Here is a 12,215-nt window from a genome sequence, read left to right on the forward strand (position 1 = left end):
ATTATAGTTTTATAGTATGATAGAAGTGGGTATTCGGTTTCAATAATAGGAGCAAGCATAAAAATCTTTAAAGAATGGGGTGCTTATGTGAGTAAGGTTAAAATTGTCACAGATTCAACAGTAGATGTTCCGATAGAGGAATTAGCGGAATTAGGGGTAGAAGTTGTACCACTAACAATCACTGTAGATGGAAAGTCTTATATTGATGGGGTAGATATTTCAGCTAAAGATTATATTTCTTTACTTAAGCAAGCAAAAGAAATACCGAGAACGTCACAACCTTCAGCAGGGGTATTTGCCGAAATATTCGATCGCCTTGGAGCAGATGGAAGCGAAATTATTTCTATACATATTACGAGTGGTATGAGTGGTACTTATAATTCAGCGCAAAGTGGTGCAGGTATGTCAACTTCAAAAGTAACAGTCGTTGATTCGAAGTTCATTTCTTATGCGCTTGGATTTCAAGTGTTAGAAGCAGCCAAAATGGCTAAAGAAGGAAAAACAAGGAAAGAGATCTTAGAGCGAATTGAAACGATAAGAGAAAATACATCACTATTTATCATGGTTGATACATTAGATTATTTAGTGAAGGGTGGTAGAATCGGAAGAGGGAAAGCATTAGTAGGATCACTCTTGAGGATCAAACCAATTGCTTCACTTGCTGACGGCGTCTACACACCAGTTTCAAAAGTGAGAACATATGCTCAATTGATCAATTACTTACTTAAACAATTAGAAACAGAAACTGCTAATAAAAAAATTAAGGCTGTAGCTATTGCCCAAGCAGATGCATTAGGTTTGGCCAATCAGCTAAAAGATGCAATTGAAAAAGCTACTGGATTTACTGATGTTAAAATTTCTGACACTACGCCTATCATTAGTACTCATACAGGGCCTGGTGCTATAGGATTTTCGTACTTTGCTGAGTAAGTTAATAATAATCCATCACTCATAACTCAAAACTCAAAACAAAAGGCCGTCACTTTGTGACGAGCCCTTTTTATTACCCTCTTGGTACGCGTTTACTTTTTTTTGCTTTCGCAAGATCTACGGACTCATCTGCGATTTCCTCGTTATAAACGCTTTCTGTTGGGGTGAAATTATTCTTAGAGGCTGCATCACGAAAATGTTTTCGTTTCGTCATAATAACCTCTACTTACCACTAAGTTGTTGTTCAGCCATCTGAACAAGACGCTTAGTTACTTCTCCGCCTACAGAACCATTAGAACGGGATGTATCATCTGCATTTAATCTTACACCAAATTCTTGGGCAATTTCATATTTCATTTGGTCTAATGCTTGTTCAACACCAGGAACTACTAATTTATTTGTACTTGGCATCTTAATCCCTCCTTACTAAATATCCTTACCAGCCGGAGAAAATATATGAAATGTAGATATAACCAAAAAAATAAATTAGAGGGTAATTACACGGAATTTGCTAGCTAATTCAATGAACTGCTTCATCGATGAAACTTGACCAGAGATAAGTTGGTGTTCAATCTCATAATAGTTGATACAAGTTTTACAAGCTAAAATTGAGACTCCTTTATCCTCTAATTCCTTAATATGTAGCGAAGCTAAGGAACGTTCAGTTAGTGCTAGCACACCGGAATTAACGAAAAAAACAGCCTCTGGTAGATCGTTCGTTTGTTTGAGTAAGGTAAAGAATGTTTCAAGCAGACCTTCGCCTAAAATATCATCTCCTTTGCCAAGAAATTGTGAGTTAACTAAAATTACTGACTCTTTCAAAAATACCCCTCCTAAAGTTTAAAGATAAAATACCTGCTTTTTAAAAATGCACCTATTTTGTGAAATTGTCAAAAAAACGTAATAAAATATAAAATTTTTTATGAAAATGTGAAAAAAAGCATTTGCAAAACCTCCCAAAATCGATAAAGTTACATTAGTAATTACTAATACATCAGATGACCTGATGAACACATTTATGAAATTATATTATCTTATCGTAGAAGGGAATTAAAAATCATGAAAGAAAAAAATCGTTGGTTAATCGCGTTGTCAGCAGTGGCAATTCATTTATCCATTGGTTCAGCTTACGCGTATAGTGTATACGTAAAACCATTAGAACAACTGGGATGGCAAAAAACCCAAGTATCATTGGCTTTTACAATCGCCATTTTCTTTTTAGGGATGTCGGCAGCTGCTTTTGGTCAGTTTGTTGAAAAGAAAGGCCCTAGAAAGTCAGCATTGTTAGCAGCAGTACTATTTTCAGTAGGTATTGTCGGTTCTGGTTTTGCCGTGTTAATCGAGTCATTACCATTATTTTACCTTACGTTTGGTGTATTAGGGGGGATGGGTCTTGGTTTAGGGTATATTTCGCCAGTATCAACGTTAGTCAAATGGTTCCCTGATCGTCGCGGTTTAGCAACCGGTATGGCTGTCCTTGGTTTTGGTGCAGGGGCATTAATTACTGCTCCAATCGCAGAACGATTAATTGTAAATATCGGTGTATCGAACACGTTCTTTTCTTTAGGTATCACGTATTTTATTCTGATGTTTCTTGGAGCATCTTACATTGCTAAGCCACCAGAAGGGTGGGTACCAAAAGGTATGGCACCTGGAACAGTTAGTGGTGGAAAATATGATATTAAAGGCACGCAAGACTTAGAACAATTAACAGCTAAAGAAGCGGCGAAAACCAAACGTTTTTGGTTATTATGGGTGATGATGTTTATTAATATCTCAACGGGTCTAATGCTAATTTCAGTTGCTTCTCCAATGGCGCAAGAAAAAGTAGGGTTAACTACTGTTGCAGCTGCAAGTATGGTAGCGTTAATGGGTCTGTTTAATGGTGCTGGCCGAATTGGTTGGTCAAGTGCTTCAGATTATATCGGTAGACATCGAATTTATGCCATCTTTTTTAGTATTCAGTTAATCGCGTTTTTAATTTTACCAAATATCACAAATGTCCTTGTCTTCCAAGTCTTAATTTTCATGGTATTAACCATTTACGGTGGAGGATTTGCAGCTTTACCTGCATTTATTGGCGACTTGTTTGGTACAAAGCAGTTAGGAGCCATTCATGGTTTAATCCTTACTTCTTGGTCAATGGCTGGAGTCATGGGACCATTATTAGTTGCGTATATTCGAGATACAACAAACAGTTATGACGCAACTTTCTACATCTTTGTTGTATTCCTAGCTATTGGATTATTTACATCATTCTTAATGATGAAAGATATTCAAAAAATCAAAGCACGTAAAGAAATGCAAATTCAAAAAGCTAGCTAATATAAGAAAAGCACCAACCGTCTGAAGCTAGACATCAAGAACTAAAAACGCAAATACTTTCTTATCTTACAAAAAGGATCACTGGACAAATCCAGCGATCCTTTTTCTTATAGTTTAAAAAAGTATGAAATTTCAACGTAATAACTGTCTAGCTCCAAGACACATCAATGAAGTTACTTCATTGCAGGTTTTGCGACGAGTAAACGTAGTGACGCAGGAGCAGCGCCCAGCCCCTCGAGGTCAAATAACCTTCGAGAATAAAAGTGAAAAAGCACACTTTTTTTCTCGAAGAACATTTGCTTGTCGGGGCTAAGCAGGGCGCTTGCGCTTTTCTTATTTTGTCATGGTAAATAATGAGATGATAAATATGGCAATCACTTTGGCATACAAGGTAGAAGAACGATAGAAGCTGGCTAATTTCTTTTCGAAATATAAACTAATCAACGTCCAAACTTTAAATAACGAGGTAAATGACAAGGTCACCAAAATGCTACATGCAAAAAGAATATACAATTTGCTTGCGCTGGAGGCAGAGACAATTCCTTCGTAATTACTAGTTAAGGTTGCAATTTTTATTAACCATTGAATAAGTTCATGGATCTGACCTGACTCAAATAAAGATAAATAAATTAACGGCGTGGTGAAAATAAATAAGATGAATAATGGAAAACTAACAAGAGAAATCATTTTTAAAGGCTTTTTCCCCTCATCCTCATCGTGATCATTGTAGCGCCATACCAAACTCATAACAAAGATACAAATGCATACGTATGGTAAAACAGAAAGAACTAAGATCCATGTATTCATTATTATTTTCACCACCTTATCATATTGTTTTCATTATAGCGGTGGTGATAGGTGTAAAGTTGTGCGAAAAATCACACCTGAAGTATTTATTTGAATTTTTAGATAGAAATAAGAAAGTGCCAACTCCGCAGAAAGGGAGTTGACACTAGTGATTTATGAGATTTTTGAAATTTTCACAGCACAAGCTTTGTATTCTGCTGTACCTGAAATCGGATCAAACTCATCAAGTGTCAAGGCGTTTGTCGGAACTTCTGACCAATGGAAACTCATAAAGACATCGCCTTTTGCATTTTCTTACACACCTTGGCTTTAACTTTTACTTTACCACGACGAGATGCAACTTCTACATATTCGCCGTCTTCAATATTCAACTCGAGAGCATCCTCAGCATGCATATCGACTGTTTCTTCGGTTTGCTTTAATTTCACGTTAGCTGGATAATAACGAGTTTGTGAATTCGTATTGTACTGTTCTAAGCGTCTACCAGTTGTTAAAGTAAATGGATATTCTTCGTCTGTTGGTTCTGCTGGAAGAGAGAAGTCAACTGGTACGAAGCGAGATTTTTCTTCTAGTTCAATTCCTTGATGGAATCTTTCATGTAATACAAATGTACCCGGGTGATCAACCGTAGGACAAGGATAATGTAAGCCACCTTCATTATCAAAGCGTTCGTAAGTCATACCAGCAAACATCTCTGGAGCCATTTCTCGTACTTCGTTCCAGATTTCTTCGCTTGAATTGTAGCTCATATCATAGCCCATGATTTGTGACAACTCACATAAGATTTGCCAGTCATCTTTTGTATTTGGATGTGCTTCAATTCCGGGACGAGTTCTTTGAACACGGCGGTCTGCATTGGTATAGGTACCATCAACCTCGGCCCATGATCTGGCTGGTAAAACGACATCCGCAATTTGTGCTGTTTCGTGTAAAAATAAATCTTGAACAATTAACAGCTCTACGTTTTCGATGGCTGATTTTGTATGATGCATATTTACGTCAGCCATAATAGGGTTTTCACCAATAACATATAACGCTTTCATTTTTCCTTCAGTCATTTTTTCTAACATCGCTGTTTGTGTGTGACCGTTTTGTCCTGGTAAGCTAACGCCCCAGGCATCTTCAAAGATTTTACGATGCTCATCATTAATGACTTTCAAGCCACCAACGAACTGATTTGGTAAACACCCCATATCACCAGCACCCTGCACATTATTTTGTCCACGAAGCGGTAGAATTCCAGTTCCTTCTTTACCAATATTACCTGTTAGTAGGGCAATGTTTGCGATATCAAATACGTTGTTTACACCAAAGTGATGCTCAGTAATTCCTAATGTATAAGCAATCATGCCATGATCAGCTGTCGCATAAGCTCTAGCTACTTCACGAATATCCTCAGCTGGTACACGAGTAATTTCTTCCGCATATTCAGGTGTATACATTTCTACTTTTGCTTTTAATTCTTCAAAACCTTCGGATACTCTTTGGATATAGTCTTTATCATAAAGCTCTTCCTTGATAATCACATGCATCATCGCATTTAATAGAGCGATATCACTACCGACTTTAAGTTGAAGATGTTTCTCAGCAGACTTAACCATATCAATTTTTCTAGGATCAATAACGATTAAGCGTAATCCACCTTTAACCGCTTTTTTAATTCGGTTAGCAATAATTGGATGAGCGTCTGTCGTATTTGAACCAATTAATAATAGAACTTGAGCTTTATCAAAATCTTCAAAGCGATTAGTAGGTGCACCAGTGCCACCAAAAACAGTTGCCAGACCGGCAACGCTAGGAGCGTGTCACGTTCGGTTACAACCGTCAATATTATTCATCCCAAGAACCGCACGAGCAAATTTTTGGGTCACGTAATTTGTTTCATTCGTTGCTCTTGCACAAGCAAAGATTGACATACTTTCTGGACCATAGGTATTTTTAAATGATGTAAGTTTGTCAGCAATAAAAGTTAACGCTTCTTTCCACGAAACTGGTGTAAGCTCCCCGTCTTTACGAAGTAGTGGTGACGTCAAGCGATCTCCAGAATGAACGTAATTATATGCAAATGCACCCTTAATACACGTTTGTCCTTTGTTTACAGAGCCTTCTTTATCACCCCGTACTTTGACAATCTTATTGTCCTCAATCTCGGTAATTAGACTGCAGCCAGTACCACAATAGCTACATATCATTTTAACTTCTTTTCTGTTCCCCATTAGAAAAAACTCCCCTCTAGCATTGAAGTATCATAACAATAATAGGAAACTACCAATTTTTTCATATATTTCTAGATTTAGTAGTTTCTTAGTGTTGTTCTATATTATAATTGTACCAAAGTCTCAAAATTAAAAAAGGACATAAATCACATTTCAGTGATCGAAAGAAGGAATATTTTGTGAAGAATGTAGGATTAGTGTTAGAAGGCGGCGGCATGCGCGGAGTCTATACGGGTGGGGTTCTTGAATACTTTTTAGAACAGCAACTGTTTTTCCCGTATGTGATCGGTGTTTCTGCTGGAGCTTGTAATGGAGCTTCTTATGTGTCTAGACAAAAAGGTAGAAATCAAAAGGTTACCATTGACCTTATTGACCACCCTCATTATATATCCTATAAAAGCCTTCTACGAAAAAAAGAACTTTTCGGAATGGACTTCATCTTTAATGAAGTACCTAATAACCTTGTGCCATTTGATTATGAACGTTTCGCACAGTCCCTAATAGATTTCTTGTCGGAACAACAGACTGTCACACGGGAAAGCCAGTTTATATTGATAAAAATGACTGTTTAAATGATGACATTTCTATAGTATTGAAAGCATCAAGTTCACTTCCTTTCATGGCTCCGATCGTAAACTATCAAGGTATGGACCTGTTAGATGGAGGAATAAGTGATCCAATTCCGATTCGAAAATCGATAGCGGACGGTAATACAAAAAATGTCGTCATTTTAACCAGAAACTACGGCTATCGCAAAAAGAAATCACGCTTTAGTTGGGCGCTAGGTAAGTTTTACAAACAATACCCTCACTTAATAAAGACTATGCAAGCACGTTATGAACTATACAATACAGCGCTAGACTTTATTGAGGAACAAGAGAAAAACGGAAATATCTTTGTATTTAGACCTTCGATCCCTTTAAAGGTAGGTCGGGTTGAACGAGATAAGGAAAGATTAATGGAATTATATAATGTAGGCTATAATGACGCAAAACGTTTGCATTCAAACGTTCGTTCTTGGTTAGAAGCATAATGATGTGTTGTGAATAAACATGATATAATTTTATTAATCTAGAGTCTAGCTTCGTGAAGTTAGCTCTTAAATAAAGGCTCTTTTCGTAAACATTGTGGCTTTTAACGTAAAATAATTGGAAAAATCCTTAGATGGAGATATCACTCAATTAATTGAGTAAGAAAAGAGCAATACTAACTATATAAGATGTGAAATCTTAGTAACTTTGTGTAAAAATCCGGCTTTTGGGATTTTTACGAAAGCAACAAACTTTGAGAAAACAGCCTAAATAAAAGGGGGATTATCAATGATTGAATTTCCGAAACCAGATGTAGATCAATTTTTCCGTACATATGCGATTACTAATTTTGCAGTGAGTAGTGACGAACGTAAATTAATTTTTAGTAGCAATTTAAATGGGAAGCAGAATTTATGGGCGATTGATTTTCCGAACCAGTTTCCCTACTTATTTGCACAAGTAGATCAACAATGCAATTTTATCAAATTTGATAGTGAAAACCGCTTTGTATTAGCAGGGTTTGATAATGATGGCGATGAAAACTATCAAATTTATGCGCTACCAATTGAAGGCGGTAAGCCCCAACCACTTGTTACTGGTGAAAAAAGTGATAAGTACTTCTTCGCAGAATTAACGAAGGATGGAGAAAGACTTTACTACATGACAAGTAAAGAAAATCCACAATATTTGAATATTCATCGTTATGATTTAAAGTCGAAAGAAGATACTGTTATTTCTCAAGGAGAAGCAGCTCCTACATTTATGGCCGCTCTTGCTCCAAATGAAAGCAGTTTTGTCACGATAAGCTCACTCGCAAATACGTATCAACTAGGGGTTGTTGTGGTGAATGGCGAAAAGCGCTTGTTAACACAGTCCAAGGAGGAAGTTCATACTGTTTCAGATCCTGTTTACGTTACTGAAACTCTTATCTACTTTGTAACAAATTATGGTGAAGAATTTTCCTATCTCGCATCGTTTGATCTTACAAGTGGTGAGTTTAATGAAGTTTTAAAGATTGAATCTGAGAGTGTTAAAGCAGTAAAGTGGAACAAAGATCTTCAAACATTTTATGTTGTAACAGAAAAAGGGGTTACAGATTTCCTTTATTCATTTTCATTAGCCACGGAAGAAGTAGAGCTTCATAAAACTCCGACAGATGTAATTGAACAGTTATCTGTTACTAAAAGTGGAACGGTCTACTTGCTTGGAAGAAGTGCGACAATTCCTTTTAATATTTTTAGACTAAAGGAAGAAAACACTTGGGAGCAATTAACAACAAACAATGTGCTAGGAATTAAAGCTGAACAAATGGTTGAGCCAGATGTTATCACCTATCAATCTTTTGACGGAATGGAGATTGAAGCGCTGCATTTCAAAGCCAAGGAAGAACTAAGTAATGGCTATACAATTTTTTGGCCGCATGGTGGTCCACAGGCTGCTGAGAGAAAATCGTTTCGAGCGATGTTCCAGTGCTTTTTAAATCGTGGATATTCATATTTGCACCGAATTTTAGAGGAAGTACAGGGTATGGCGCTTCATTTACGAAGCTAGTAGAAGGCGATTGGGGAGAGGGACCGCGTCTAGATTGTGTGCATGGTATCAAATGGTTATTTGAGCAAAAGTTCTCGAGCACAGAAAAGCTCTTTGTTGTCGGTGGTAGTTATGGTGGGTATATGGCCTTACTGCTTGCCGGAAGACATGCTGATTTATTTAAAGCAACCGTGGATATTTTCGGAGTGAGTAACTTGTTTACCTTCCTAAACTCTGTACCAGAGCATTGGAAACCAATTATGAAGCGTTGGTTAGGGGATGCCGAAGTAGATAGAGAAAGATTAGAGAAAGACTCACCAATTACGTATTTAGATACGATGGTAAATCCAATGCTAGTCATTCAAGGAGCCAATGATCCACGAGTCGTTAAAGATGAGTCAGATCAGATTGTGGCGGCATTAGAGAAAAATGGTGTTGAGGTCGAATATCTAGTTTTAGAGGATGAAGGCCATGGCTTTTCAAAGAAACACAACGAAATTAAAGTATATGAGACAATGCTTGAGTTTTTAGCTAAGCATCAATAATTCAACTAGAGCCAGTCTAATAGCGTTAGTTCACTAGTTTCTGATCTAACAGTCTATTTTGACTGGCTCTTTTATTCCCTTTTTGTGATAAACTAAGGATAGTTTATGGAACTTATGCGGGGTGTTAATAGGATGGATACAAAAAAGGCTTATCGAATGCTAATAGTCGTACTTTTTTTTGCGTTTGTTAGCTTAATTTCTAGATCAATTATTTACTTAGTTTTATCTGTCGCAATAGCTACGATGATTATTTTTCTGTTGAGTAGTGCGAAGAAAGTTAAGAATGGGACAAGTCAACAAGGAAGAAAGCAACAGAGCAATGACCAAAATGTTGCCTTACATAAATTCCTACTCGTAACGACAGTTATTGGTGGACTAATCATTGGTTATGGTTCTTTGTATTTACCCAGAATTCGTTTTTTTCAACAATTTATTACTGTACCCGAACAATACTACATAGCCATCCTGATCATTATTGCTGGCTTTACGATTGTGCTCTTTAGTTTATATTTTATCCTACGAGAAATGCTGTTTAGCAACAAAACAAAAACAAAGACCGCTACTCATGTGGTCACTGTGGTACAAAAAATAAAGCAAATCATAGGTATTGCTCAAGCTGTGGAAAACAGCTGTTGTAAGAACACTTTTGGGGTGTTCTTTTTTTAGGCTCTTTTCGTACACATTATTGCTTTTACCTAAGATAATTAGAAAAAACCCTTAGTTGAAGAAATCACCCAATAGAATAAGTAAGAAAAGAGCAATGCTTTCTAAATAAATAGTGATATCCTAGTGCATATGTGTAAAAATCCGGCTTTTGGGATTTTTACGAAAGCAACAAACTTTGAGAAAACAGCCTTTTTTTGTTCGTTTTTTCCTAATATTTCGTGTATAATATATTTAGTTACTCGAAATATCAGATTGGGGTGTTTAGGATTAAAACTCAAAGTAGAAACTTGCTAATCATGTGGATTGCGAACTTTTTAGTTGCAGCTAGCGCAACGATGATCTTGCCATTTCTGTCATTATACATATCGACTTTTGGAGAGTTTTCCAGCACTTATGTTCAAAAATGGTCTGGACTCGTATTTGGGATCACATTCTTAGCAGCTTTTTTAATCTCACCGTTATGGGGGAGATTTGGGGATAAACATGGTCGTAAAAAGATATTATTAATCACTGGTTTTGGTATTGCAGTTAGCATATTTTTAATGGGGTACGCATCGTCAGTGACAGAGTTATTCATCCTTCGTCTATTTATGGGGGTAGTGACAGGATTTATTCCAACAGCGGTAGCATTGATATCAGCACAAACTGATAAGAAGCACGCTGGCAAGGTTTTAGCGACTGTACAAACAGGAACTGTATCCGGGGGCTTGTTTGGTCCACTAATCGGTGGAGCGTTAGTGGATGCCGTTGGTTTTCAATATACATTTGTTCTCACATCTTCAGTCATTGCGTTAGCAACATTCATAGTTGCTATTGGAATTAAAGAAGTAACGATTAACGAGAAGGTCAAAGGCAAAAAATCTTATAGTAGAAAAGAAGTATTTCGGCTCGTGTTTCAAAGTAAGTTACTATTAGCGGTGATGATCATCTCCTTTTTAATTCAAACCGCTAACTTTAGTATTCAACCGTTACTTGCCCTCTACGTAGACGAATTGACAGTGACTGCTAATCTAGCTTTTATGGCAGGGTTGGCCTTTTCAATTACTGGCCTTGGAAATTTATTATCCACTCGTAGTTGGGGGAATTTAGGCGACAGGATTGGTCATGGCAAGGTGTTAATCATTTGTATGATTCTAGCGGTTATTTTTTTCATTCCGCAAGCATTTGTTACGAATATTTGGCAACTTGTGGCCTTACGATTTTTATATGGATTACAAGTAGGTGGATTAATTCCTTGTATGACTGCTTATATACGACAATTGGCACCTTTATCAATTCAAGGAGAAGTGTTAGGGTACAATCAAAGCTTTCGATTTTTAGGAAATGTCGTCGGCCCTGTATTAGGTGGGATCATTTCTGGTTTTTTAGGGATTTCTTCAGTGTTTTACTTTTCTGCGTCGTTATTTTTGGTCGGACTCTTCATCCTTTGGTATGCGTTGAAGGCCGAGGAGGTCACAAGTGTGGAAGAACAGCATAAACTAAAAAAAGTGAAAGATCTGTAAAAAAAGCCGTAATCTAAGACAAAGCTTGAGATGTTTGCTAAACTTTTACTATCAATTGCGAAAGGAAGATTTACTATGCTCCTGACGTTAAAAGAGAAAAAGTTCTTAATTCAAATGCTTACGAAGCAAAAATATAGCTTTTGGAGTTCCAAGGAAGAAAAGCAAATGGCGAAAGAGCTTTTAGAAAAATTCGAACAAAATATTCGAAATGAAAAAACAAATGATATGAAACAATCGAGATTGTAAAAGGCTATTTTCGTAAACTTTGTTCCTTTTAGGTCGTCTTTTGAGAATAAATAAGCTTTTTGGGACAAATTTATTTGTCCCCATGGCTTATTTATTCTCAAAAGCTTCACGCAAAGCGTGAAGAACCAAGCATTTGCTTGGTTACGACCTAAAAGCAAATAGCAACAATCTTTTTGAAAGGCTGTTTTCGCAAAGTTTGTTGCTTAAGTACATACTAAGATTTCACTACTTATTTAGTAAGTAGTGCTCTTTTTTCACTAAATTTATTTGGTGATTTCTTCATCTAAGGAATTTTTCCAATTATTTCAGGTTAAAAAGTAGCCATGTTTTAGAAAAGAGCGTTATTAAAAGTACCCAAATGTCAAAAGGCATTTGGGTATTTTTTTAGGATTAATTATACTTAGTACTCGAAGTCTT

At 36.7% G+C, this 12,215-nt stretch carries 9 protein-coding genes and 3 pseudogenes; 7 read left to right on the plus strand and 5 right to left on the minus strand.

From position 1 onward, the window contains the following. Window positions 1-87 precede the first annotated feature (87 nt). Entirely contained in the window at window positions 88-930 is an 843-nt protein-coding gene (locus H1D32_RS15785; protein ID WP_261179229.1) for a DegV family protein, read from the plus strand. 73 nt (window positions 931-1,003) lie between these two features. On the opposite strand, the gene H1D32_RS15790 is transcribed toward H1D32_RS15785, so the two are convergent. The 3 genes from H1D32_RS15790 to H1D32_RS15800 form a co-directional block, all read right to left on the minus strand. Continuing rightward, window positions 1,004-1,144, minus strand: coding sequence for a hypothetical protein (locus tag H1D32_RS15790; RefSeq protein ID WP_261179230.1), 141 nt, complete (start codon window positions 1,142-1,144; stop codon window positions 1,004-1,006). Window positions 1,145-1,152: 8 nt separating this feature from the next. After that, window positions 1,153-1,341: an alpha/beta-type small acid-soluble spore protein gene (locus H1D32_RS15795; RefSeq protein WP_261179231.1), complete on the minus strand. Its 189-nt coding sequence runs from the start codon at window positions 1,339-1,341 to the stop codon at window positions 1,153-1,155. A gap of 75 nt (window positions 1,342-1,416) precedes the next feature. Further along, window positions 1,417-1,752 (minus strand): DsrE family protein, encoded by a 336-nt coding sequence (locus H1D32_RS15800; RefSeq protein ID WP_261179232.1) that lies wholly within the window; start codon window positions 1,750-1,752, stop codon window positions 1,417-1,419. A 237-nt stretch (window positions 1,753-1,989) separates the two neighbouring features. Between H1D32_RS15800 and H1D32_RS15805 the strand changes: the two genes are divergently transcribed. Further along, entirely contained in the window at window positions 1,990-3,255 is a 1,266-nt protein-coding gene (locus H1D32_RS15805; protein WP_261179233.1) for an L-lactate MFS transporter, read from the plus strand. Window positions 3,256-3,588: 333 nt separating this feature from the next. Here the strand turns inward: H1D32_RS15805 and H1D32_RS15810 are convergent, their stop codons facing one another. Both H1D32_RS15810 and fdhF read right to left on the minus strand, forming a co-directional pair. Continuing rightward, the gene (locus tag H1D32_RS15810; RefSeq protein WP_261179234.1) at window positions 3,589-4,062 is read right to left on the minus strand and encodes a hypothetical protein; all 474 of its coding nucleotides are present in this window, start codon (window positions 4,060-4,062) and stop codon (window positions 3,589-3,591) included. A gap of 153 nt (window positions 4,063-4,215) precedes the next feature. Beyond that, a pseudogene (gene fdhF / locus H1D32_RS15820) lies at window positions 4,216-6,278 on the minus strand (formate dehydrogenase subunit alpha). A gap of 215 nt (window positions 6,279-6,493) precedes the next feature. Here fdhF and H1D32_RS15825 point away from each other — a divergent pair. The 5 genes and pseudogenes from H1D32_RS15825 to H1D32_RS15845 all read left to right on the plus strand — a co-directional run bounded on the left by H1D32_RS15825 (window position 6,494) and on the right by H1D32_RS15845 (window position 11,798). Beyond that, window positions 6,494-7,311, plus strand: a pseudogene (locus tag H1D32_RS15825) (patatin-like phospholipase family protein). 286 nt (window positions 7,312-7,597) lie between these two features. Further along, a pseudogene (locus H1D32_RS15830) lies at window positions 7,598-9,384 on the plus strand (S9 family peptidase). 132 nt (window positions 9,385-9,516) lie between these two features. Beyond that, the gene (locus H1D32_RS25680; RefSeq protein WP_261179236.1) at window positions 9,517-10,050 is read left to right on the plus strand and encodes a hypothetical protein; all 534 of its coding nucleotides are present in this window, start codon (window positions 9,517-9,519) and stop codon (window positions 10,048-10,050) included. Window positions 10,051-10,346: 296 nt separating this feature from the next. Next, complete coding sequence (locus H1D32_RS15840) at window positions 10,347-11,552, plus strand: MFS transporter (RefSeq protein ID WP_314733424.1); 1,206 nt, start codon at window positions 10,347-10,349, stop codon at window positions 11,550-11,552. A gap of 75 nt (window positions 11,553-11,627) precedes the next feature. Further along, window positions 11,628-11,798 (plus strand): hypothetical protein, encoded by a 171-nt coding sequence (locus H1D32_RS15845; protein ID WP_261179237.1) that lies wholly within the window; start codon window positions 11,628-11,630, stop codon window positions 11,796-11,798. The last annotated feature ends 417 nt before the right edge of the window (window positions 11,799-12,215 follow it).

The organism is Anaerobacillus sp. CMMVII (genome assembly GCF_025377685.1).
Lineage (GTDB): Bacteria > Bacillota > Bacilli > Bacillales > Anaerobacillaceae > Anaerobacillus.